General features: G+C 69.3%; 20 protein-coding genes, 2 pseudogenes and 1 riboswitch. Of the genes and pseudogenes, 17 read left to right on the top strand and 5 right to left on the bottom strand.

The genetic code is table 11. The features are described from left to right. The first annotated feature begins 1 nt into the window (after nt 1). The 10 genes and pseudogenes from CRP49_RS03995 (at nt 2) to CRP49_RS03955 (ending at nt 11,769) form a co-directional block, all read left to right on the top strand. Nucleotides 2-1,627, top strand: a complete 1,626-nt coding sequence (locus CRP49_RS03995) for a YifB family Mg chelatase-like AAA ATPase (RefSeq protein ID WP_097252177.1) — start codon at nt 2-4, stop codon at nt 1,625-1,627. After that, nucleotides 1,624-2,088, top strand: a pseudogene (locus CRP49_RS03990) (DNA-processing protein DprA); the annotation flags it as partial. The gene CRP49_RS03995 and the pseudogene CRP49_RS03990, both read left to right, overlap by 4 nt. 121 nt (nt 2,089-2,209) lie before the next feature. Then, nucleotides 2,210-3,595: a hypothetical protein gene (locus CRP49_RS03985; protein WP_218892954.1), complete on the top strand. Its 1,386-nt coding sequence runs from the start codon at nt 2,210-2,212 to the stop codon at nt 3,593-3,595. A 53-nt stretch (nt 3,596-3,648) separates the two neighbouring features. Next, a complete protein-coding gene (locus CRP49_RS03980) occupies nt 3,649-5,496 on the top strand; it encodes a hypothetical protein (RefSeq protein WP_097252175.1) in 1,848 nt (615 codons plus the stop codon). Continuing rightward, entirely contained in the window at nt 5,493-7,655 is a 2,163-nt protein-coding gene (locus tag CRP49_RS47690; protein ID WP_257033309.1) for an apolipoprotein A1/A4/E family protein, read from the top strand. Before CRP49_RS03980 ends, CRP49_RS47690 begins: the two co-directional genes overlap by 4 nt. Beyond that, nucleotides 7,652-8,083, top strand: a complete 432-nt coding sequence (locus CRP49_RS03970) for a hypothetical protein (RefSeq protein WP_097252174.1) — start codon at nt 7,652-7,654, stop codon at nt 8,081-8,083. Before CRP49_RS47690 ends, CRP49_RS03970 begins: the two co-directional genes overlap by 4 nt. A 172-nt stretch (nt 8,084-8,255) precedes the next feature. Continuing rightward, nucleotides 8,256-8,705: a hypothetical protein gene (locus CRP49_RS46390; protein ID WP_143669959.1), complete on the top strand. Its 450-nt coding sequence runs from the start codon at nt 8,256-8,258 to the stop codon at nt 8,703-8,705. A gap of 643 nt (nt 8,706-9,348) precedes the next feature. Continuing rightward, a pseudogene (locus CRP49_RS03965) lies at nt 9,349-10,041 on the top strand (DNA-processing protein DprA); the annotation flags it as partial. Nucleotides 10,042-10,304: 263 nt separating this feature from the next. Continuing rightward, nucleotides 10,305-11,147, top strand: a complete 843-nt coding sequence (gene whiG / locus CRP49_RS03960; RefSeq protein WP_094220492.1) for an RNA polymerase sigma factor WhiG — start codon at nt 10,305-10,307, stop codon at nt 11,145-11,147. A 64-nt stretch (nt 11,148-11,211) separates the two neighbouring features. Next, entirely contained in the window at nt 11,212-11,769 is a 558-nt protein-coding gene (locus CRP49_RS03955; protein WP_097252173.1) for a TetR/AcrR family transcriptional regulator, read from the top strand. A gap of 201 nt (nt 11,770-11,970) precedes the next feature. Here CRP49_RS03955 and CRP49_RS03950 read toward each other — a convergent pair whose 3' ends face one another. Beyond that, a complete protein-coding gene (locus tag CRP49_RS03950; RefSeq protein ID WP_179851873.1) occupies nt 11,971-12,528 on the bottom strand; it encodes a murein hydrolase activator EnvC in 558 nt (185 codons plus the stop codon). A gap of 282 nt (nt 12,529-12,810) precedes the next feature. Between CRP49_RS03950 and rpsB the strand changes: the two genes are divergently transcribed. The 5 genes from rpsB to CRP49_RS03925 all read left to right on the top strand — a co-directional run bounded on the left by rpsB (nt 12,811) and on the right by CRP49_RS03925 (nt 17,599). Then, nucleotides 12,811-13,716, top strand: a complete 906-nt coding sequence (gene rpsB / locus CRP49_RS03945; protein WP_097252171.1) for a 30S ribosomal protein S2 — start codon at nt 12,811-12,813, stop codon at nt 13,714-13,716. Nucleotides 13,717-13,867: 151 nt separating this feature from the next. Next, nucleotides 13,868-14,704 carry a translation elongation factor Ts gene (gene tsf, locus CRP49_RS03940; RefSeq protein ID WP_097252170.1) on the top strand — a complete coding sequence of 279 codons (837 nt, stop codon included), beginning with the start codon at nt 13,868-13,870 and terminating at the stop codon, nt 14,702-14,704. A 203-nt stretch (nt 14,705-14,907) separates the two neighbouring features. After that, nucleotides 14,908-15,666, top strand: coding sequence for a UMP kinase (pyrH, locus tag CRP49_RS03935; RefSeq protein ID WP_094220487.1), 759 nt, complete (start codon nt 14,908-14,910; stop codon nt 15,664-15,666). 182 nt (nt 15,667-15,848) lie between these two features. After that, nucleotides 15,849-16,406: a ribosome recycling factor gene (gene frr / locus CRP49_RS03930; RefSeq protein ID WP_097257182.1), complete on the top strand. Its 558-nt coding sequence runs from the start codon at nt 15,849-15,851 to the stop codon at nt 16,404-16,406. After that, a complete protein-coding gene (locus CRP49_RS03925) occupies nt 16,406-17,599 on the top strand; it encodes a phosphatidate cytidylyltransferase (protein WP_097252169.1) in 1,194 nt (397 codons plus the stop codon). The genes frr and CRP49_RS03925 overlap by 1 nt, the downstream gene beginning before the upstream one ends. Before the next feature lie 86 nt (nt 17,600-17,685). Here CRP49_RS03925 and CRP49_RS03920 read toward each other — a convergent pair whose 3' ends face one another. From CRP49_RS03920 to CRP49_RS49055, 4 genes are all read right to left on the bottom strand, one after another. Continuing rightward, nucleotides 17,686-18,498, bottom strand: a complete 813-nt coding sequence (locus CRP49_RS03920; RefSeq protein WP_097252168.1) for an SMI1/KNR4 family protein — start codon at nt 18,496-18,498, stop codon at nt 17,686-17,688. Beyond that, nucleotides 18,495-18,824: a deoxyxylulose-5-phosphate synthase gene (locus tag CRP49_RS03915; protein ID WP_097252167.1), complete on the bottom strand. Its 330-nt coding sequence runs from the start codon at nt 18,822-18,824 to the stop codon at nt 18,495-18,497. The genes CRP49_RS03920 and CRP49_RS03915 overlap by 4 nt, the downstream gene beginning before the upstream one ends. Nucleotides 18,825-18,894: 70 nt before the next feature. Then, nucleotides 18,895-19,218, bottom strand: a complete 324-nt coding sequence (locus CRP49_RS03910; protein ID WP_097252166.1) for a hypothetical protein — start codon at nt 19,216-19,218, stop codon at nt 18,895-18,897. A 320-nt stretch (nt 19,219-19,538) separates the two neighbouring features. Then, nucleotides 19,539-19,613 carry a 50S ribosomal protein bL37 gene (locus tag CRP49_RS49055; protein ID WP_099504217.1) on the bottom strand — a complete coding sequence of 25 codons (75 nt, stop codon included), beginning with the start codon at nt 19,611-19,613 and terminating at the stop codon, nt 19,539-19,541. A gap of 139 nt (nt 19,614-19,752) precedes the next feature. Here CRP49_RS49055 and CRP49_RS03905 point away from each other — a divergent pair, with 139 nt between their 5' ends. Next, entirely contained in the window at nt 19,753-22,554 is a 2,802-nt protein-coding gene (locus CRP49_RS03905) for a SpoIIE family protein phosphatase/ATP-binding protein (RefSeq protein ID WP_097252165.1), read from the top strand. An 85-nt stretch (nt 22,555-22,639) separates the two neighbouring features. Continuing rightward, a complete protein-coding gene (gene rlmN / locus CRP49_RS03900; RefSeq protein WP_097252164.1) occupies nt 22,640-23,746 on the top strand; it encodes a 23S rRNA (adenine(2503)-C(2))-methyltransferase RlmN in 1,107 nt (368 codons plus the stop codon). Nucleotides 23,747-23,770: 24 nt separating this feature from the next. Further along, nucleotides 23,771-23,878, top strand: a riboswitch (TPP riboswitch). The last annotated feature ends 5 nt before the right edge of the window (nt 23,879-23,883 follow it).

Raw genomic sequence — 23,883 nt, 5'->3', positions numbered from 1 at the left:
GATGGGATTCGCCCGTACGTGCTCCGTGGCCCTGGTCGGCGTCGAGGGCGTGGTCGTCGAGGTCCAGGCCGACCTGGAACCCGGAGTGGCCGCCTTCACCCTGGTGGGCCTCCCGGACAAGAGCCTGACGGAGAGCAGGGACCGGGTCCGGGCGGCGGTGGTGAACTCGGGCGGCGAGTGGCCGCAGAAGAAGCTCACCGTCGGACTCAGCCCGGCGTCCGTGCCCAAGGCCGGCTCCGGATTCGACCTGGCCGTCGCCTGCGCGGTGCTCGGCGCCGCCGAGCGCATCGACCCCCGGGTCCTCGCCGACATCGTCATGATCGGAGAACTCGGACTGGACGGCCGGGTGCGGCCGGTGCGGGGCATCCTGCCCGCGGTCCTCGCGGCCGCCGACGCGGGCTACGAACAGGTGGTCGTACCGGAGTGCGCCGCCGCCGAGGCCTCGCTCGTTCCCGGTGTGTCGGTGCTCGGCATCCGCAGCCTCCGGCAGCTGATCGCCGTGCTGACCGACGAGCCCGTGCCCGAGGAAGAGCCGGACGACCAGGGACGTCCGGACCCCCTGCTGGCCGGCCTGCGGGTGCCGGGCACGGGAGCCGCCACCGGTATGCACAGCGTCGGTGCGGCACAGCACGAACAGGACCACGACCTGGCCGATGTCGTGGGCCAGACCTCGGCGCGTACGGCTGTGGAGGTGGCCGCCGCCGGAGGGCACCATCTGTTCCTCGAGGGACCGCCGGGCGCGGGCAAGACCATGCTCGCCGAACGCCTGCCCGCCGTGCTTCCCCGGCTCACCCGGGAGGCGTCCCTGGAGGTCACCGCGGTCCACTCGGTGGCCGGGCTGCTGCCTCCGGGCAAGCCGCTCATCGACGTCGCGCCCTACTGCGCCCCGCACCACTCGGCCACGATGCAGTCACTCGTCGGCGGCGGCCCGGGCATCGCACGGCCCGGCGCGGTCTCCCTCGCGCACCGGGGCGTGCTGTTCCTCGACGAGGCGCCCGAGTTCCACAGCCAGACCCTGGACGCCCTGCGGCAGCCGCTGGAGTCCGGACACGTGGTGATCGCGCGCAGCGCGGGCGTGGTCCGGTTCCCCGCGCGCTTCCTCATGGTCCTGGCGGCCAACCCCTGCCCCTGCGGACGCTTCTCGCAACGGGACTCCCTGTGCGACTGCCCGCCGTCGGCGATCCGCCGCTACCAGGCCCGGCTGTCCGGCCCGCTGCTGGACCGGGTCGACCTGCGGGTCGAGGTCGACCCGGTCACCCGCGCCCAGCTCACCGAACCCGGCGCCCGGGGCGAATCCACCGCGACCGTCGCCGACCGGGTCAGGGCAGCCCGGGAGCGGGCGGCCGTCCGGCTCGCCGGAACCCCATGGCGCACCAACAGCGAGGTGCCCGGACGGGAGCTGCGCAGCCGCTTCCATGCCGCCGCCGGCGCGATGGACGACGCCGAACGGAACCTCGAGCGGGGCGTGCTCACGGCTCGCGGGATCGACCGGGTGCTGCGCGTCGCCTGGACGGTCGCGGACCTCGTCGGCCACGACCGCCCGGACGCCACCGACGTGTGCCTCGCCCTGCAACTGCGTACCGGAGTGCCGAGGGGCGTGCCCATGGCCCTCGGGGCCCTGACATGACCGGAGACGGTGAGCTGATGGCCCGGGTCTTCCTCGCCCGGGTCATCGAGCCCGGGGACGAAGCCGGTGGGCGGTGGCTGCGGGAGTTCGGGGTTCGGGAGGTGGTGCGGCGGCTGCGGGACGGTGGGGAGCCGTTGCCGGGGGTGAGCGGGACCCGGTGGGGCGGGCTGGTCGGGCGGGCCCGGCGGGCCGAGCCGGAGCGTGATCTCGAGGTGGCGCGGGCTGCCGGGGTGCGGTTCGTCTGTCCCGGGGACGCGGAGTGGCCGAGGCAGCTCGACGATCTCGGGGACGCCCGGCCCACGGGGCTCTGGGTGCGCGGGCCGGCCGGTCTGCGGATGTGGGCGCTCAGGTCCGTCGCCGTCGTGGGCGCACGCGCCTGCACCGAGTACGGCGCCCATGTCGCGGCCACCCTCGCCTCCGGGCTGGCCGAGCGAGGCTGGGTCGTCGTGTCGGGCGGCGCGGCCGTTCTGTAACCAGTGACTGTTGTTGCGGAGGCTCGTTGTCACGCGTATGGCGGAGTTGGAGTCGAGCGCGCGGTGCTGGCAGCTGCATAAGTACGCCTCGAGCCGTACGGCGGATGCCGTGGCCGAGTTACTGGGGGACGTGCTGCCGGGCCGTGCTGTTCCTATGGCGGACGTGGTTGTACGTGATGGGCAGCGCTTTGTGATCGGCCCCGACGGCCGGCCCGATCTACGAGTGAACTGGTGCCTGGGCTCGGCGAAGTGGCGAAAACTCGCCTGGCGGACACAGCGTGACTACGCGTACTCGCTGGTGGTGTGGCTGAACTACCTGCTCACGATCGATGTGAACTGGTGGGACGCTGATGACGAGGTGGCTTCTGACTTCGAGTTCTGGCGCATCACGGATCCCGTGAACGAGGACACGGTCGAGACCGGGACCTTCGCCCGGGACGTCGCCGGTCTGAAGAAGTTCTACAAGCTGGCTCGGCGCTTCGGGGTGGCTGACCCATTCGCGGACATGGAGCCGCAGCGCATCGTCCGGCACGCGGACGTCAAGTGGCTCGACCCCGGCGGATACGCCCGTTGGGTTGATCTGGGGGTCAGGGGCTTCGATCTCCATGGGCGGCCGGATCCGTGGTGGAAGGGTCGCAACGACCAGCGGGATCGAGCGTTCTGCGACGGCCTTTACGGCACCGGCCTGCGCGTCTCGGAGTGGGCCAGTGTGGTGCTGCCCGAGCTGCCTTCCTACGACCGGCGGCGGGGGTTCTTCACCTGCGAACTCGCTGATAAATGCGCGAAGGGCGGCTACGGGCACAAGTACTGGATGTCGCGATCGGCCCTGCGCGGGGTGCTGGGCTATGCCGAGGGGGCCAGGGCAGCGGCGGTCCGGCGGGCTCAGGCCGCGGGCCGTTACGAGCGGATCGCCGACCGGCGCATCGTGCTGGCTACCCACGGCAGGCACTCGGTGACCATGTCCTCGCTTGCTGGTCCCAAGCGGGAGCGGTGGAACGACGTTGGGCCGCAGACCCGGAGGCTTCTGTTCCGCAACACTGCCCAGGGCCTGGAGCCGGTGACCCTCTGGTTGAACGAGGACGGCTTGCCACGTGACGGCGGCGGCTGGGAGCACACCTTCGACGTCGCGAACGAGCGGATCGAGTCGCTCGGACTGGAGAACTTCAGCTGCACGGCCCACATGTTGCGGCATTCCTTTGCGCTGAGGTGGTACGCGGTCGGCAAGCTGATCAAGTACGGGCGGCTGGGGCATCTGACGGAGGACGAACAGCGTGATTTCCGTGAGGAGGTCGGCGACACCTGGCACTTGGTTCAGACGATGCTCGGACACCTCTGCGTCGAGACGACCAAGAACGTCTATCTCGAGCCCTTCCGGACGATGGAGGTGGAGGCATTGCTGGCTCATGCCGACGGCTTCCCGGTCGCGTCGTTCATGGCGGACGTGTTCGCCGAGCATCCGTGGGTTCGCACGGATCCGCTGGCGGTGGCCCGGTGAGCCGAGGACGGCGGGCCGCCCTGCCGGCTGGACGCAGGACTCGGCATGGACTGATGACGGCCGAGGACGGCCGCCGGGTCGTCCGGCGCTACAACCAGGACGGCGAGAGCCGCGTCGACCTGGACGTGTCGGTGCTGACGATGCCCGAGGCACTGCGCGAGCCGCTGATTGCGGCCCTGGCGGCCCGCACGGCACCCGGTGCGGGCCTGACGTCCCACCACTCCTTCAAGAAGTCCTATCTGTCCCTGGTGGCGTTCGACCGCTACCTCACGGAGTTGGACAGGGTCCCGCAGAGCGCGGCTGAGGTCGTCCCCAAACACTTCGATGGGTTCTACGAACACCGCAAGGCGGAGGGCGTCAAGACGGCCTCGCACGATCTGGCAGAGGTCCGGTTGCTGCTGCTTCGGACGGCGGGCATCAGCGACGCACTGGCGGGCCGGCTCGCGGGGGCGATGCCGTCCCGGCCCGACGGCGAGCCCGCCCACAGCTACAGCCGAGCCGAGTTGAAGAGGATCGCGCAGGCCGCCAGAACGATGTTGCGTTCGGCGGAGACGCGCATCCGCGGCAACCGCGAGTGGCTCGGGCAGTTCCGCGCGGGAAATCTCGACGTCAGCACCGACGTCCATCTGCGGCGTCGGCTGCAGATCCTCGATCATTTGGACCGATTCGGCGACGTCCCCCGTCGGATGCGCAACACCGCCGGGAAGATTCAGTACGCCCCCGAGGTCTGGGTTACCTTGCGCGGCTCGGTCAGGGACATCGTCGGTTGGCTCTATCTGACCCCGGAGGAGATCGCGGCCGCCGCGGTGCTGTTCGGCGTGATGACCGGCCAGAATCCGGAGCCGATCGTGAAGTTGACGGCCGCCCACCACCGGGCGGACGGCGGCGTCGGGCCCGGGACGGCGATTGTCGGCCTGCGCAAGCCGCGTCGCCAGAGCCGGGCCTACATGGATCTGGCGCTGTCGGAAGTCCCGGACTGGATCAGCATCCCGGACCAGCCTGATCAGCTGTCCACTCGAGACGTCCTGCACACGCCTTTCGGCCTCTATGTCCTCATCCACGACCTGACCGCGCGGGCCCGGCACTTCGCGGGCGGCAACCGCCTCCTGGTCACCTACATGTCCTCCGGCGGCGGCCCGCGCGCGGCCAAGGGCCGGGGATGGCGTCCGATGAGGACGGACGGGACCCTGATCAGCAGGCTCGGGAGAATCTGGAACCTGCCCTCGGACGAGACGGACAAGGAGGGCCGACCCATTCCGATGGCACCGCTGCGGCTGGAGACGCTGCGGATGACCTACATCGAGCTCCACCAGAAGCCCACGGCCCACACAGAGCGGACCGCGGCAACCCGCTACCTGGTCCGCAACCGCGGCAACATCAACGAATACCGCACGGTCGTCGCCCAGACGCTGACCGCTGAGGTCGCCAAGGCCCGAGCCCGCTCCAAGATCACCGTGATGACCGCAGAGCAGGTGGCCCAAGCCCTGGAGAACGTTGACCAGTCAGCTGCCGAGATGGGCCTGGAACCGACCGTGCTCAAGCGGATGCTCACGGGGGAGCTGGACACGGTGCTGGGAGCCTGCACCGACAACACCAACGGCGCCTACAACCCCGGAGAGCCCTGCCGGGCCTCGTTCCTGCTCTGCCTGGACTGCGAATGCGCCAGAGCCCTGCCCCGACACCTTCCGCTGCAGGTCGTCGTCCACGACCGGCTCGCAGAGCGACGCGAGCAGATGGACCCACTTCAGTGGGGCAAGCGTTTCGCCGGCCCGCACGCACAACTGGCCGACCTGCTGGACCAGGCGGACGACACCGCGGTCGAGGACGCCCGCAAGACCGCCGGACCGGCCGAGCACAAACTCGCCGACCGCCTGCTGAACAGGGAACTCGACATCCGATGACATCCCCAGCCCCGAACCTGCCCGTCGAGACGGACGGGCTCCCCGAAGGGCTCCCGGGCGGCACCGTCTGGCCGGGCCCCAGCACGCTCGTCCTGATGAACCGCCCGGTCAGGAGCGATGCCGATCCGGCCCGGATGTCACGCTTCGCAGACAACCGCTGGGACCTCAACCCTGGGATCTTCGAGGACCATGCACGGTCCGAGACCCTCAACTTCGAGATCATCCCCGAGCCGCTGCGGCTGGCCGCCAAGTTCTACGTCTGGCAGTTGATCAACCATCCGAAGGCCCGCACGATGCGGCGCTCGACGACGAGCCGGATGGCCCTCCACACGATCGAGATCTTCTTCTACGGCTCCCTGCAGCATGTCCTGAAATGGTTCGCAGCTCAGGGGATCACCGAGTTCTGCCAGGTCACCCACGAGATGCTCTGGGACTACCTGGACGCGCTCGACGCGGACGGCATCGCCATCTACAAGCGCTACCGCCGCATCACCGAGGTGAGACGGCTGTGGATCCACCGCGACCTTCTGCCGTTCTACCTGCGGCTTCCCGAAGCCCCTCCCTGGGACGGCGAAGACACCCAGGACCTGCTGGAACGGACCCGCGGCGACCGGGAAAACCGCACGAAACGGATCGGCGAGCACACCATGCAGGCCCTCCTGCGGTGGGCCATCCGCTTCCTGGAGGACTTCAGCGAGGACGTCCTGGCGGCCTGGGACGAGTACCGGACACTGCTGTCCCGGCGCCCCGAGCACATGCGGGGCAAACGGCGCCGCCGGCAGTCCGGCGAGCTGCAGGCCGACGTCACCGCCTACCTCGACCGGCTCCGCAGCCGCAGTGAGAGCCTTCCCGGCACCCGACGGGACGACGGAACCCTGGAGATCGCATGGCGTCACATCGCGTCCCAGCTGAACTGCGCGGGCTCGTTCCAGGTCACGACGTCCGGCCGCATGATCACGGAATCCGGCCTGCCCATCGATGAGGACGCCTACCTCGACACTCCTGTCACCGCCGAGTTGGACGGGCGGCCCTGGCACCCGCGGATCCCGTTCGACCAGGCACCGCAGCTGGCCCGGCTGCTGAGCACGGCCTGCTTCGTCATCGTCGCCTACCTTTCGGGCGCCCGCGTCGGAGAGGTCCTCAACCTGCGGCGGGGCTGCACCAGCCGCGATAAGGACACTGGCCTGTGGTTGATGGAGGGGCTCTACTTCAAGGGAGCCCAGGACGAGGACGGCAACAAGATCCCGGAAGGCACCGTTCGCGAAGAACCCTGGGTGGTCATCGAGCTCGTCGCGCAGGCGGTCGTGGTCCTGGAACGACTGCACGAGAGCCACCTGCTCTTCCCGAACCGGCTCAAGCCGATCAAGAACACCCCCGGCAAGGAACCCAAACGGCGTGGTGAAGCCCGCTCGGACCGTCTCATCGCCGAGGACCTGGCCAAGTTCGCCATCTGGGTCAACGAGCGCTGCCAGCAGGTGGGCCGCAAGGACCACATCCCCGCGGACGCGGGCGGCCCCATCGCCCCCAGCCGCTTCCGGCGGACGCTTGCCTGGTTCATCCGGCGCAAACCCCGCGGCCTGATCGCCGCATCCATCCAATACGGACACGCCTACACCCGGATGCTCCAGGGCTACGCGGGCTCCTACGAGGCCGGATTCCTGGACGACTACGCCTTCGAGGACTGGCTCTTCCGCATGGAAGGCATCGCCGAAGACGAACGCCGACTCCTTGCAGGCGAGCACGTCAGCGGACCCGCCGCCGACGCCTACCGCTACCGCGTCCAGGCAGCCAGCCGGGAGTTCGCCGGCCGCGTCCTGAACAGCGAACGGAACGCGCGCGACCTGCTCGGCAACCCTCTCCTGCAGATCCACCACGGCGAGGGCATGACCTGCGTCCTCAACCCCGCCGTCGCTGCTTGCCAGCTCAGAGGCTCGGCGGAGGACCCCATGGTCACCCCCGACATCGACGATTGCCGTCCCCGCTGCCAGTGCCTCGCCCGCACCGACCGCGACATCGAGGTCATCCAGGACCGCGTGGACGAGCTCGCCGAGATAGTCGCGGACCCCCTCGCCCCACCCATCCGTCACGCGCGCGAGCAGCATGAACTCGACCGGCTCCGCGCAATCATCCAAGATCATCAGTGCGGGGCCCAGAGATGACCGTCCTCTCTCTCGACGGCGAGACCGACCCAGTCCGCCGCGAGATCATTGCCGCAATCAACCGCCTCCTCGCCGGCACCCCGCACCGATCCAACGGACGCCTGAACGTCAGCCAGCTGGCGATCGAGGCCGACGTCAAGCGCTGGCACCTCACCCACCAGCACACGGATCTCAAGGACCGCTTCCAGGCCGAGATCGCACTCGCAGAAGCCAAGCGGGCAACCGCCGCCCAGTCCGTCGACGCCTACGAAGAACTGAAACGGGAGAACGCTGAGCTCCGCCAGCACTGCCGTCACCTGCAGAGCCGCCTAGAGATCTACGCGACGGCCCTCAACCAACTCGCACTGGAGCACGCAACCCTCTCCGGGCGCGATGCCGACGCCGCGAAGGTCAGAGCCCTGCCGCGAAGGAGACAGCCGCTGCCTTGATCGGGAGCTGACACCCTTGCACGTTGGCTTGGAACAAGCCCTGCCAACCCTGCCAATGCCTCAACGCGGTGTCGGCCAGTACGCTAAGAGCATGGTCTCGCGCCCACAGCATGATCACCGCGCAGCGGACAGTCCCGCTGCTGCGAATCATGGGCAGAGGCATGCCTCGACTTTGATCAAGAGCACCAGCTCAGCCAAGAAGGGCGAAGGACTGGCGCTGCTGGCAGCTCACATCAGGAGAAACCAGCCCGATCTCTCGCCGCTATGGCACCTCCTCCTTGCCGGCAGCCTCGGGCATCGAACTTCCATCAGACATGACCTGGAAGACATTGACGTTCTCGTGCGCCTGGGCACCTTCCGCAATGAGCACAGCCGTTCGATAGCGGCTATTCGCCGGGTGCTGGCTGATCTCCACGAGCAGGGCACCGGCATCGCTTGCCGCGTGAGCTACCCCCCGCAGCGAGGCCTTGTTCCTGGCCCCAGGCGGCTCCGCACCAGAGGAGTCGGCAAGCCGCTGATCGAGCAGATCAAGGCTCCGATGACTTCAACTCAGGCTCAGGCGATCAACGAGCGTCTAAGCGCGGAAGACGGTCCCCGTCGAAAGTTGCCGCCTAGGCCGTGAGTGCTTTCACATGGAGAACCCCGGAGAAGCAAGATCGCAGGCTGCTGCAGACTTTTACCTGTGCGGACGGCAAGCCTCCCAGTGGTCGCCCACTCTTCTGGGAGGAAGAGGTTCAGAAGTATTTCCGCCAGGAGGCTCTGGCGGATACGAACCGTTCAGCCCGCCTTGACCAGCGCTTTCGTATAGCCGAAGACCCCTCAGGGGTTGCTGCCGCCTATACCCATGCGCGACCGGAGAGCCTTCACCCAGACCTGCACCTTCCCGCAGGGCAAGCCTGCCGGTGCCTCCTCATGCTCGGGGTCGCCTTGCGGCACCGTTTCCAAGGCGGCAAGGTCGCTGACGAGGCGCTAGTCGATGCGCTCTACGACATCGTCGGGCGTGAGCCCGACAGTGAGTCTGTTGCCGTTTTGGCGCGCGTTGACCGCCGCAACGTTCCTAGCCAGACGTTGCTTCTCCGTTGGGGCTTTGAGGAAGTAATCCCAGGGACGGTCTCAGAACGACTCGGTTCGTGGCTACTGGTTGTGGAGCGCTGACCTCCGCGCCGGATGCAACAGGGCTGTTGCGCCACTAGCCCGAGCAAACCCCACTATTGGCCAGGCAGAACGTCGACCAACCACTTTGACTCGGGGTCGAAGCTACTGGCGGAAGAACCTATGGGATCGACGGAGCGGCCCACCGCGGCGCCCTCGCCGCCGGCGGAGCCACCGTCGCCGTCCTGGCCTGCGGCGTCGACCGGCCCTACCCCCGCGGCCACACCGCCCTGATCAACAGGATCGCGGAACAGGGGCTGGTGGTCGGGGAGTTGCCGCCCGGTGATCACCCGACCCCTAGCCGGTTCATCCTGCGGAACAGAGTGATCGCGGCGCTCACCCGGGGCACCGTCGTCGTGGAGGCCGCCTGCCGCAGCGGCTCGCTGGTCACCGCTCGGGCCGCCGCCCGCCTCGGGAGGTACACGATGGGCGTCCCCGGGCCCGTCACCAGCGGACTCTCCGCCGGAGTGCACGAGCTGCTGCGCGGCGAGGCCGTCCTGGTCACCGACGCCGCCGACGTCGTCGAACTCGTGGGCGACATCGGCGAGCTGGCCCCGCCCAGGAGAGGCCCCGTACTCCCGCGTGACCTGCTGGAACCGGCCGCCCGGGCCGTCCTCGCCGCCCTGCCCGGCAGCCGTGCGGCCCCCGTCGGGGAGATCGCGTGCGGCGCGCGCACCACGCCCGACGACGCGATCGCGAGGCTGTACGAACTCCGAGCACTTGGTTACGTCGAACGACACGGCGACGGCTGGAAGTTGACACGCCAGGCGATGATCTCGGCCCGGAGCCGTCACGGTCCGTGCTGACCGAGCGGGTTCGGCCGTCCGGGGGAATCCCCTACGCCCTTGGGATTTCCCGGAGTTGACCCCTTTGCCCGGTCACGCAGAGCGAGCTGCGGGGTGCGGTGGTGCGAGCAATGGAAGGGGCCCGCGCAGGGGTGGACCCTCACTGTTCGCACACCGCGACTCCTCGGTCACGCTACGCTCACGAAAGCCCCGGCGCAGACCGCGCCAACTCGACATCAGACCGACAGCTCACTCAGGTACGGCAGAACGGCACAAGGCGACGAATGCCCCAGCACACCTCCGGGTCCGACCGGGCGGCGATCCCCCCAGCCGTCCGCGACGGTGGCAGCGTGCGGCCGCCCGCTCCCTCGACGCTCGACGAGCTGTGGCGGTCGTACAAGGCGACGGGGGACGACCGGCTGCGGGAGCAGCTGATCCTGCACTACTCGCCGCTCGTCAAGTACGTGGCGGGCCGGGTGAGCGTCGGTCTGCCGCCCAATGTGGAGCAGGCCGACTTCGTCTCCTCGGGGGTGTTCGGGCTGATCGACGCGATCGAGAAGTTCGACATCGACCGGGAGATCAAGTTCGAGACGTACGCGATCACCCGGATCCGGGGCGCGATGATCGACGAGCTGCGGGCGCTGGACTGGATCCCGCGGTCCGTCCGGCAGAAGGCGCGGAACGTCGAGCGGGCCTACGCCACCCTGGAGGCGCGGCTACGGCGGACGCCGACGGAAGGGGAGGTCGCCACCGAGCTGGGCATGGAGGTCGACGAACTCCATGCCGTGTTCAGCCAGTTGTCGCTGGCCAACGTGGTCGCCCTGGAGGAGCTGCTGCATGTCGGCGGCGAGGGCGGGGATCGGCTCAGCCTCATGGACACGCTGGAGGACACCGCCGCCGACAATCCGGTGGAGGTGGCCGAGGACCGGGAGCTGCGGCGGTTCCTGGCGCGGGCGATCAACACGCTGCCCGAGCGGGAGAAGACCGTCGTCACGCTCTACTACTACGAGGGGCTCACCCTCGCCGAGATCGGCAACGTGCTCGGGGTCACCGAGAGCCGGGTCAGCCAGATCCACACCAAGTCGGTGCTGCAGCTGCGGGCCAAGCTGGCGAGCTTCGGGCGCTGACTCCTCCCTTCCGGGGTGGGTGGTCCGTAAAGTGGTTGACGTGCCAAGGATTCGAGCGGCCTCCGTGGCCGAGCACCGGTCGATGCAGCGAGCCGCCCTGCTGGACGCGGCTCGGTCCCTGCTGTCCGAAGGCGGGACGGAGGCGCTGACCTTCCCGGCCCTCGCCGAGCGGACGGGGCTTGCGCGGTCGTCCGTGTACGAGTACTTCCGCTCGCGGGCCGCTGTGGTCGAGGAGCTGTGCGAGGTCGACTTCCCCGTGTGGGCGGCGGAGGTCGCGTCGGCGATGGAGCGGGCGTCGTCGGCCGAGGGCAAGGTCGAGGCGTATGTGCGGCAGCAGCTGGCGCTGGTCGGGGACCGGCGGCACCGGGCTGTGGTGGCCATCTCGGCGAGTGAGCTGGACGCGGGGGCGCGGGAGAAGATCCGGGCCGCGCACGGGGGGCTGGTCGCGATGGTCGTCGAGGCGTTGGGGGAGATGGGGCACGGGCAGCCTCGGCTGGCGGCGATGTTGCTGCAGGGGGTTGTGGATGCGGCCGTGCGGCGGATCGAGCTGGGTGCCGCTGAGGATCCTTCCGTGGTGACGGACGCGGCGGTGGCCATGGCTCTGCGGGGTGTGAGGGGCTGACGTCGGCTGCGGCTGCGGCTGCGGCTGCGGCTGGGCGGGGGTGGGGTCGCTTGCCCGCGCTTGCGGGGTGCCGCTGCGCCCACCCGTGCCGCCCCTAGCGGCATGACTGCCCGCAGTTACGCAGGCGTGACGGCCGCTGCTGGGTGGGCGCCGCGCCGGCGGCATGACTGCCCGCAGTTACGCAGGTATGACTGCTCGCAGCTACGTAGGCAGCGGTACGCCGAGTACCGGCAGCAGTCTCGACGGCCCCCTCCGCAGAAGCCATGGCGGTAGCAAGGACAAGGGGTCCAGGTAGGTCTCGCCGCTGAGCAGGCCCCAGTGCACGCACGTGCCGGAGCAGTGCGACCCCGTTGCCTCGACCGTGCCCACCGCCTCACCCGCTCCCACCGCGTCCCCCTTCCGCACCGACGGGCTGACCGGCTCGTACGTCGTACGTAGGTCCGTCCCCGTCAGCTGGAGCGATACCACGCCACGCCCGGCCACGCGGCCCGCGAAGGTCACCCGGCCGGCCGCTACCGCTCGTACCGGGGCGCCGGGTGGTGCGGCCAGGTCGACGCCCCGGTGGCCGGGGCCGTACACCGTCGCCGGGGGCTGCCAGCCCCGTAGCACCAGTGGGCGGACGCCCACCGGCCAGGTGCGGGCGATGGCCGGAACCGGTGCCTCCCGGGCAGGTGGGGGCAGGGAGGCCCAGGCCGGGGGAGTCGGCGCCGTCGCCGCCGAGACCAGCAGCAAGACTGCCCACACGCCCACGCATCGCATCACTCGTCGCATGCGAGAACCCTCCCGCGCCCCCGCCGATCATGGCCGGGATCTGTGGACTACTCACCGGTTGTGGAGAGCGGCGTCACCCGGTGCCTCGTCGGTCCCGTACACTTCTTCTGGCGATCCGGGTCACCGGGTCGACTTCGCACGCCCCGACATCTGGTGATCACAAGCCGGTGTCAGCGCCTCTCGGTCCTTGTGGCACGGCGCAGGTGGGCGTCAGGCGCGGGAGCCGTCCGGCATCCGCGGCACAACCGAGGACTTCAAGGAGATACGGCCATGGCCGTCGTCACGATGCGGGAGCTGCTGGAGAGCGGCGTCCACTTCGGTCACCAGACCCGTCGCTGGAACCCGAAGATGAAGCGCTTCATCTTCACCGAGCGCAACGGCATCTACATCATCGACCTGCTCCAGTCGCTGTCGTACATCGACCGCGCCTACGAGTTCGTCAAGGAGACCGTCGCCCACGGCGGCACGGTCATGTTCGTCGGCACGAAGAAGCAGGCGCAGGAGGCCATCGCCGAGCAGGCCACCCGCGTCGGCATGCCCTTCGTCAACCAGCGCTGGCTGGGCGGCATGCTCACCAACTTCTCGACCGTCTACAAGCGTCTGCAGCGCCTCAAGGAGCTCGAGCAGATCGACTTCGAGGACGTCGCGGCCTCCGGTCTGACCAAGAAGGAGCTCCTGGTCCTCTCCCGCGAGAAGGCCAAGCTGGAGAAGACCCTCGGTGGTATCCGCGAGATGCAGAAGGTGCCCAGCGCCGTCTGGATCGTGGACACCAAGAAGGAGCACATCGCGGTCGGTGAGGCCCGGAAGCTCAACATCCCGGTCGTCGCCATCCTCGACACCAACTGCGACCCCGACGAGGTCGACTACAAGATCCCGGGCAACGACGACGCGATCCGCTCCGTCACCCTGCTCACCCGTGTGATCGCCGACGCCGTCGCCGAGGGCCTCATCGCCCGTTCCGGCGTCGCCACCGGCGACAAGGGCGAGAAGGCCGCGGGCGAGCCGCTCGCCGAGTGGGAGCGCGACCTGCTCGAGGGTGAGAAGAAGGACGAGGCTCCGGCCGCCGAGGCTCCGGCCGCCGAGGCTCCGGCCGAGGCTGCTCCGGCCGCCGAGGCCGCTCCCGCCGAGGCCCCCGCGGCCGAGGCCGAGACGGCCACCGAGGGCGAGCAGGCCTGACGTCAGCGTTGACGGCGGGGGCGGCGACATGAAGTCCGCCCCCGCTGTTCACCCGTAGGTCGGCGCGCCGTCCGCGATCCACGTTCACATGTGGACCGCAGACCGTACCGATCTCCGATCTCCCAAGACTTCGAGAAAGACTCACAGACTCATGGCGAACTACACCGCCGCCGACGTCAAGAAGCTCCGTGAGCTGACCGGCGCCGGCATGATGGACTGCAAGAAGGCGCTGGACGAGGCCGAGGGCAACGTCGAGAAGGCCGTCGAGGCGCTGCGTATCAAGGGCCAGAAGGGCGTCGCCAAGCGCGAGGGCCGCTCCGCCGAGAACGGCGCCGTGGTCTCCATCATCGCCGACGACAACTCCTCCGGTGTCCTGGTCGAGCTGAAGTGCGAGACGGACTTCGTCGCCAAGGGCGAGAAGTTCCAGGCCGTCGCCACGGCGATCGCCGAGCACGTCGCCAAGAGCTCCCCGGCCGACCTCGAGGCCCTGCTCGCCTCCGAGATCGAGGCCGGCAAGACCGTCCAGGCGTTCGTGGACGAGGCCAACGCCAACCTCGGCGAGAAGATCGTCCTGGACCGCTTCGCGCAGTTCGCCGACGGCTTCGTGCTGGCCTACATGCACCGCACGATGCCCGACCTGCCCCCGCAGATCGGTGTCCTCGTCGAGCTGGACAAGCCGAACGCCGAGGTCGCCAAGGGCATCGCCCAGCACATCGCCGCCTTCGCGCCGAAGTACCTCTCCAAGGACGACGTGCCGGCCGAGGTCGTCGAGACCGAGCGCCGAGTCGCCGAGGAGACCACCCGCGCCGAGGGCAAGCCCGAGGCCGCGATCGCCAAGATCGTCGAGGGTCGCGTCAACGGCTTCTTCAAGGACGCCACGCTGCTCGGCCAGCCCTACGCGCTGGACAACAAGAAGTCGGTCCAGAAGGTGCTGGACGAGGCCGGTGTCACCCTGAAGCGCTTCACGCGCATCAAGGTCGGCATCTGAGTCCGTACCGCGATCGACGCGCGACCCGAGGAGAATTCTCGATAGGGTCGACAGCAGTCGTCCGCGCACACCGCCACACCCAGGCACGTGGCGGACGGCAGCAGATCTGACGAGGAGGCCATTGCCGCGCATGGGAGCGAAAAGCGACCCCACCGGCAATGGCCTTCTTCGTATGTGCAACACGTGAAAGAGGCGGGATCTCCATGACCACCAAGGCCCAGAAGAGCGACGACGGCAAAGTACGCGGCCGGTTTCTGCTGAAGCTGTCCGGAGAGGCCTTCTCCGGTGGCGGGGGCCTGGGCGTGGACCCGGACGTGGTGCACAAGATCGCCCGCGAGATCGCGGCCGTCGTCCGGGACGGCGCCGAGATCGCGGTCGTCATCGGCGGCGGCAACTTCTTCCGGGGCGCCGAACTCCAGCAGCGCGGCATGGACCGCGCCCGCTCCGACTACATGGGCATGCTCGGCACCGTGATGAACTGCCTCGCCCTCCAGGACTTCCTGGAGAAGGAGGGCATCGACAGCCGGGTGCAGACCGCCATCACCATGGGCCAGGTCGCCGAGCCGTACATCCCGCTGCGCGCCGTGCGCCACCTGGAGAAGGGCCGCGTGGTCATCTTCGGCGCCGGTATGGGCATGCCGTACTTCTCCACCGACACCACCGCCGCCCAGCGTGCCCTGGAGATCGACGCCGAGGCGCTGCTCATGGGCAAGAACGGCGTGGACGGGGTCTACGACTCCGACCCCAAGACCAACCCCGACGCCGTCAAGTTCGACGCCCTCGGCTACGGCGAGGTCATCACCCGCGACCTCAAGGTCGCCGACGCCACCGCGATCACGCTGTGCCGCGACAACAAGCTGCCGATCCTCGTGTTCGAGCTGCTGGCGGAGGGCAATATCGCGCGGGCCGTCAAGGGTGAGAAGATCGGCACGCTGGTGGGTGACCAGGACAGCCGGGCCTGACCGGCACCCCCGTCACCCGGGATACGCCACCTGTCCGGGGGACGGACGGGACGCACCCTGGCCGGGGGATGGACAATGTCCTGCCGGTCGGGAACCGTGCAGGAAGAAGACGCGACGCAGCCGGCCGCCGCTCCGACGAGGAACCGCAGCCGGGCCTTACTCAAGACACGCAGGAGCAAGTGGTGATCGAAGAGACCCTCCTCGAGGCCGAGGAGAAGATGGAGAAGGCCGTCGTGGTCGCCAAGGAGGACTTCGCCGCGATCCGCACCGGCCGTGCGCACCCGGCGATGTTCAACAAGATCGTGGCCGACTACTACGGTGCGCTGACGCCGATCAACCAGCTGGCCTCGTTCTCCGTACCGGAGCCGCGCATGGCGGTCGTGACCCCGTTCGACAAGAGCGCCCTGCGCAACATCGAGCAGGCGATCCGCGACTCCGACCTGGGCGTCAACCCGAGCAACGACGGCAACATCATCCGTGTGGTGTTCCCGGAGCTCACCGAGGAGCGTCGTCGCGACTACATCAAGGTCGCCAAGGCCAAGGCCGAGGACTCCCGGGTCTCCATCCGCTCCGTGCGCCGCAAGGCCAAGGACGCCCTCGACAAGGCGGTCAAGGACGGCGACATCGGCGAGGACGAGGGCCGCCGTGCGGAGAAGGAGCTGGACGACACCACCCACAAGTACGTGGCCCAGGTGGACGAGCTCCTGAAGCACAAGGAAGCGGAGCTGCTCGAAGTCTGATGAGCGACTCTTCCTGGGGGGCACCGCCGCCGGCGGGGCAGGCCGGGTACTGGGGGCCCACCGAGGGTGGGCCTGTCCAGGGCGCTGCCCCGGCGGGTCCCGCGTACGATGCGCCTGAGGCGCAGCACACTCGCCCCATGCCCATCGTGCCCGACGTACCCGCGTATGGCGGAGACCAGGACGACGACCGGGGGGCCGCTCGGCTGGGCGGCCCCTTGTTCCGAGACGAGACGTTCCAAGGCGACACGTTCCACAACGGCACGTTCCACAACGACACCTTCCGCAACGACGCGTTCCCCGACGACACGTTCCGAGCCGACACGCAGAATCCGGAGCCCATGCCCGACGCCCCGCAGCCGGCGCCAGCGCCGCAGAAGAAGAGCGCGGGCCGTGACCTGAGCGCGGCCATAGGGGTCGGCGTCGGGCTCGGTGTGGTGATCATCGCGTCCTTGTTCATCTACAAGGCCGTGTTCGTCGGTGTGGTCGCGGTCGCCGTGGTCGTGGGTCTGTGGGAGCTGACCAGCAGGCTGCAGGAGCGCAAGGCCATCAAGGCGCCGCTCGTGCCGCTCGCGGTCGGCGGTGCGGCGATGGTGGTCGCCGGGTATGTGCGGGGTGCCGAGGGCGCCTGGGTCGCCATGGCCCTGACGGCGCTGGCCGTCCTGGTCTGGCGCATGACCGAACCGCCGGAGGGCTATCTCAAGGACGTCACGGCCGGCGTCTTCGCGGCGTTCTACGTGCCGTTCCTGGCGACGTTCGTCGCCATGATGCTCACCGCCGACGACGGCCCCTGGCGCGTCCTCACCTTCCTGCTCCTGACGGTCGTCAGCGACACCGGTGCGTACGCCGTCGGCTGGCGCTTCGGCAAGCACAAGCTCGCCCCGCGCATCAGCCCCGGCAAGACCCGCGAGGGTCTGCTCGGCGCGGTGCTGTTCGCGATGGTCGCGGGCGCGCTGTGCATGCAGTTCCTGATCGACGACGGCAGCTGGTGGCAGGGCCTGCTGCTGGGCCTCGCGGTCGCGGCCAGCGCCACCCTGGGCGACCTCGGCGAGTCCATGATCAAGCGCGACCTGGGCATCAAGGACATGGGCACCTTGCTTCCCGGGCACGGCGGCATCATGGACCGGCTGGACTCGCTGCTGCCTACGGCTCCGGTGGTGTGGCTCCTCCTGGTGATTTTCGTCGGGAGCGGCTGATCCGCGCTACGACTTCCGGGCCTCGTCCTGAACACAGGGCGGGGCCCGTTGTCGTACCCGGCGGGGGCCCGTTCGGTCTCGGCCGCCTAGCCGTCTGAATCCTCGGCGTCGTCGGAGTCGTCGGCGTCCCAGTCCGGCAGTGGCCGGCCCGTGGTCGAGGTGATCTCCAGGACCGTGCAGCCCATGAGGCGTACGGCGGCGAAGAGGCGGTCGCGGGCCTGCGTGCGGGCTTCGGGCGGGAAGGAGACGCGGATCTGGTGGGGGTGGGAGCGGTCGTAGGTGAGGTGCCAGTCGGTGTCGACGGTCGCGAAGTGGTCCTGGCCGTGGACACCGTCCTCGTCCTGCCACGATCCCCGGTCCGCGGTCGGCGCCAGCACGTCCCGGAGTATGCGCAGCCGCTCGGCGTACGGCCGGGGGCCCTCGGACAGGCGCAGGCACCGGTGCAGCCGGGGCCGGAAGGCGCTGAACCAGGGCGCCAGGTCCGGCTCCATGTCGGCCAGGACCGCGGAGCGCATCCGTCCCGTCACCCACCCCTCGACGAACCCGGCCGCACCCGGTGCGAACTCCTCCTGCTGCCGGATGCCCCGGCCCCGGACCACCACCGGCCACTCCTCGGGGTCCCCGTCGGTACGCCAGCACAGCCGGTCGGCGTCCATCGTGGTGCCCCAGACCAGCAGGCCGTCGTGCCACTCCAGGCCGTTGTGCGGGCTCGTGCCGAAGGGCGTGCGCAGGTACAGGTGGTCGCAGAACTCACCCCACCCGTACGTCTTCACCAGCAGCCTGTAGTCACCGGGCAGCCGCACCCCGAGCCGTGCCTCCACCTCGGCCCAGTCCCCACGGGCGTCGACCGGGTCGGCCGGCGGTGGCACGGCCCGGACCAGGGAGTCCAGGCCCGTCACGGCAGATCGACCCGGCGTAGCGCCGTCGCGGCGGGCTCACCGGTACGGCGGGCGTACGCCATCCGCTCGCGCACCTCGCGCAGTGTGCGCGGCCGGTAGCCCGGGCCGCCGCAGCAGCCCTTGTGGAAACCGGCGCCCGCGTTCAGCAGGACGGTGAGCGTCCGCCAGGCGGCTCTGTCCCGCTTCGGGGGCGCCGCGAAGGCCGAGCCCGCGTACGTCAGCGCACCCGCGCAGTGCGGGCAGGTCCGCTCCCGCCACGGGTCGTAGCACTGCTTGTACGAGACCCGGCAGGACAGACAGACGTACGACGTCTTGGCGGCAGGCATGCGGCCAGACTAGGGAGGCCCGGGAGCCCGGCCAAGCGGGTTTCCGGCACCCGGCCCCGAGGACGGTCCGTCAACGCCAGACCTGGATCCGGACCGAGAAGGCGCCGGACCCGTTTCCGGGCGTGTCGTCGTTGATGCGCAAGGCCAGGCGCGTCTCTCCCGGGCCGAGGCTCTCGTTCTGATAGGTGCGCCTGAGGGAGGAGCCGACGAAGAAGTAGCCGTCCTCCGCCGTCTTCCCGAGCAGGCTGAACGGAGCCGCTCCCGGAAGGGGGCTGTCGTTGCCGGCGCTCCATCCGGTCCACCCGTTGGGACCGTTCTCGCCGGTGAACCACACACCGGCCCAGATACTGCCGCTGGCACTGATGTCGACCCAGTCGCCGTTCCTGAAGTTCACGTTGGTGTCGACGTCGGTGTTCCATTCCGCGACGGGTGATGTACTTGTCCACGATGACAGGCATTTACCCTCAGTTCTTTGGTCGCGTCATCTTTCCCGGATACCTCTGGGAATTCACCTTCCAGCTTGGTGCCGGCTGATCGCAACGCCTGAACTGTCGTATATTTTCTGGCCGGGTGATTTATGGCTACGCCCGTCGCCGTGTCATGGTCCGCCGACGTGAGGGGGCTGATTACGGTCGACGCGGAATAGCCTCTGGGGCACGCCGAACACGAATTGCCTCAACCCCCTCAGATGGCACACTGTTGCCACATGTTCGCTCAGGCGTTGGGGCGCTTTCCGTGGTTGGCCTTCTTCTTCTTGCGGCCGCGTCGCTTGTTCCCTCGCTTGGCCATGGTCTACATCTCCCTAATTCGGAACTTTCCATTCTCCGGCCAGTCTAGATTCGGCCCGGGACGTCGGCATCAGCTGCGGGCACACGCTCACTGCCTCGGCAGGGACCCACATCACCGGAACCGGTGTTATCAAGGGTGTATGGAAGTATTTTCCGGGCGCCCTCGGGGTCCGGAACGTCATCCGCCCGTCGGGGGCTCGCGCGCACGTCGCGCCTCCCTGCTGGACCTGCGCAGTGCGGCCGGTCAGGTGTTCCTTCTCCAGGTCGTGATCGTGGTCCTGCTGGTCGTGGCCGCGGTGGGGGCCATGGTGCTCCAGGCGGCAAGTGCCGCCTTGCAGCAGGGGCGTAGGGAGTCGATCGTCGCGGCGCAGTCGTTCGCGAGTGCTCCTGGCGTGGCCGAGGCGCTGCAGAGCCCGGATCCGACGGCGGTGCTCCAGCCTCGGGCCGAGGAGGCGCGGAAGCGCGCGGGCGTGGACTTCGTCATCGCCATGAACACGGACGGGATTCGCTATACGTATCCCTACCCGCGGGAGATCGGGAAGAAGTTCGTCGGCACCATCGAACCGGCGCTGAAGGGCCGTACCGTCGTCGAGCAGGCCGGCGGGCCGCCTCTGCCCGCGGGCAAGGGGACGGACGTGCAGGCGGTGGTCCCGGTGACCGACTCGCACGGCAAGGTGGTCGGCCTGGTCTCCGCCGGAATCACGGTCAGGAACGTGGCGGGACTGTGGGTGCCGGAGCTGCAGATCATCCTGGGCAGCGGCGCGGCCGCGCTGGTGCTGGCCGTGACGGGAACGTCGCTGGTGTCCCGGCGGCTGCGGCGGCAGACGTTCGGCCTGGCACCGGAGGAGCTGGCGGAGCAGTACGAGCACCACGACGCGGTCCTGCACGCGGTGCGGGAGGGAGTGCTGATCACCAGCGCCGACGGACGACTGCTGCTGGCCAACGACGAGGCGACAAGGCTGCTCGGGCTGCCGGCGAAGGTGCGGGGGCGTCCGGTGGGGGAGCTGGGGCTGCCGGAGCCGATCATGCGTCTGCTGTCGTCGTCGGAGGAGGTCACCGATGAGGTGCGGCTCGTGGGGGACCGGATGCTCGCGGTGAACAAGCGGCCGACGTACCCGCGGGCCGGCCGGCCGGGCAGCGTGGTGACCCTGCGGGACACCACGGAGCTGGCGGCGGTCTCGGGACGGGCCGACGTCGCGCGGGAGCGGCTGAAGCTGCTGTACAAGGCGGGGGTGGGGATCGGGACCACGCTGGATGTGGGGCGTACGGCCCAGGAGCTGGCCGACGTGGCGGTGCCGCAGTTCGCCGACCTCGTGACGGTGGATCTGCTCGAAGCGGTGCTGCGGGGGTGGGAGCCCACCGCGGAGGGCTGGCGGCATCTGCGCCGGGCGGCGATCGGCGGCGACCGGCGGATGATTCCGGTGTATCCGCTGGGCCAGATGATCTCGTTCTCGCGCCTGACGCCGCAGATGCGGGCGCTCCAGGAGCAGCGGGTGATGCTCGAGGCGGACCTGCGGCAGGCACAGGGCTGGCGGGAACAGGATCCGGAGCGTGCCAGGAGGGCCCTGGAGTCCGGGCTGTGTTCGCTGGTGGCCGTGCCGCTGCGGGCGCGGAACGTATCGCTGGGCGTGGCGAACTTCTACCGGACGGCGGATTCCCCGGAGTTCGAGCCGGACGATCTCACCTTCGCGGAGGAACTGGCCGCGCGGGCGGCGGTGGCCATCGACAACGCCAGAAGGTTCACCCGGGAGCACGCGATGGCGGTGACGTTGCAGCGCAGCCTGCTGCCGCGGAGGCAACCGGAGCAGGACGCGCTGGAGGTGGCCTGGCGGTATCTGCCCGGGGAGGCGGGGGTGGGCGGGGACTGGTTCGACGTCATCCCGCTTCCGGGCGTCCGTGTGGCTCTGGTGATGGGTGACGTCGTCGGTCACGGGCTGCACGCGGCGGCGACGATGGGCCGGCTGCGCACCGCCGTGCACAACTTCTCCACCCTGGACCTGCCGGTGGACGAGGTGCTCGGGAACCTGGACGACCTGGTCGTGCGCATGGACAACGAGGAGCACACGGGGGACGCCGGAGAGGGCCACGAGGGGGAAGGCGTGACCGGAGCGACCTGCCTCTACGCGGTCTACGACCCGGTGACGGAGGTCTGCACGATGGCCCGTGCGGGGCATCCGGAACCGGTGGTGGTGCACCCGGACGGGACGGTCACCTGTGCTGACGTGCCGGCCTCGGCGCCGCTCGGCCTGGGCGGCTACCCCTTCGAGACCGCGGAACTGTCCCTGCCGGAGGGTTCGCAACTGGTGCTGTACACCGACGGCCTCGTGGAGGACCGTACCCACGACATCGACGTCGGGATGGAGCGACTGCGCCGGGCGTTGGGTGGGTCCGGGGGCCGCACGCCGGAGGAGACGTGTCAGGCGGTGATCGACTCGTTGAAGCCGTCGCACTCCTCCGACGACATCGCGCTGTTGACGGCACGTACCCGGAGGTTCCCGCGCTCGGATGTGGTCATGTGGGACGTGCCGCCGGACCCGGCGGTGGTTCCCTCGGTGCGGGCGCGCTGCCGGGAGACGTTGCTGGAGTGGGGGCTGGAGGAGACCGCATTCGCCACGGAGCTGATCGTCAGCGAGTTGGTCACGAACGCGATCCGGTACGGCTCGCCGCCGGTCCGCGTACGGCTGCTCCACGGACGCTGTCTGATCTGCGAGGTGTCGGACGGAAGCGGCACCTCGCCGCGCATGCGGCGGGCGGCGACCACCGACGAAGGCGGGCGGGGGCTGTTCCTGGTGGCGCAGTTCGCCCAGCGATGGGGGACGCGGTACACCACTCACGGCAAGGTCATCTGGACGGAGCAGCTTCTTGACGAGGGCGCATCCGCCGCCTTGGGCCTCGCCCCGGTCGACTTTCTTCTCGACCAGTTCGATGATCCTGACCTGTGAGTCGGCGTTGAGCACAGGTGGACGCCCCCCAGTGCACGGCTCGCGCCGCAAGTCACCCAATTGGATCTGCGACACTGGTACAGCCATGCCTAAGCCCGGAGAACTCACTTTCGTCGCCCCGCGCGGAGCCAAGAAGCCGCCGCGGCACCTTGCCGATCTCACGCCTGCCCAGCGCAAGGACGCGGTGGCCGAGATCGGGGAGAAGCCGTTTCGTGCCAAGCAGCTCTCGCAGCACTACTTCGCGCGGTACGCGCACGACCCCGAGCAGTGGACCGACATCCCGGCCGGCTCGCGGGACAGACTGCGCGAGGCGCTGTTCCCGGAGCTGATGACCGTCGTGCGGCATCTGTCGACCGACCAGGGGGACACGCGCAAGACGCTGTGGCGGCTGTTCGACGGCACGCTCGTGGAGTCGGTGCTGATGCGGTACCCGGACCGGGTGACCATGTGCATCAGCTCGCAGGCCGGGTGCGGGATGAACTGTCCCTTCTGTGCCACCGGGCAGGCGGGGCTCGACCGGAATCTGTCGACCGCCGAGATCGTCCATCAGATCGTCGACGGGATGCGGGCGCTGCGGGACGGTGAGGTCCCCGGTGGGCCGGCTCGGCTGTCCAACATCGTCTTCATGGGGATGGGCGAGCCGCTCGCCAACTACAACCGGGTCGTCGGAGCCATCCGCGCGCTCACCGATCCCGCGCCGGACGGGCTCGGGCTCTCGCAGCGCGGGATCACCGTGTCGACGGTCGGGCTCGTGCCCGCCATCCACCGGTTCGCCGACGAGGGCTTCAAGTGCCGGCTCGCGATCTCCCTGCACGCCCCCGACGACGAGCTGCGCGACACCCTCGTCCCCGTGAACACGCGCTGGAAGGTGCGTGAGGTGCTGGACGCCGGGTTCGAGTACGTCGAGAAGTCCGGGCGCCGGCTGTCGATCGAGTACGCGCTCATCCGCGACATCAACGACCAGGCCTGGCGCGGTGACCGGCTCGGACGGCTGCTCAAGGGCAAGCCCGTGCACGTCAATCTCATCCCGCTGAACCCGACGCCGGGGTCCAAGTGGACCGCCTCGCGGCCGGAAGACGAGAAGGCGTTCGTCGAGGCGATCGCCGCCCATGGGGTGCCGGTCACCATCCGGGATACGCGGGGGCAGGAGATCGACGGGGCTTGTGGTCAGCTCGCGGCCACCGAGCGGTAATCTGGCCACGTCAATCACATCTTCATATTCCGACAGGGGAGCGCCACAGCGCTGAGAGTGCGGCAAGCGGGCCGCAGACCCTCTGAACCTCGCCCAGGTCATTCTGGGTAGGAAGTTCGGTCACCACTCATGCTGTT

It is taken from the genome of Streptomyces sp. Ag109_G2-15, assembly GCF_900215565.1.
In the GTDB taxonomy this organism is placed as follows: domain Bacteria; phylum Actinomycetota; class Actinomycetes; order Streptomycetales; family Streptomycetaceae; genus Streptomyces; species Streptomyces diastatochromogenes.
This window is presented reverse-complemented; position numbering and strand designations above follow the sequence as displayed.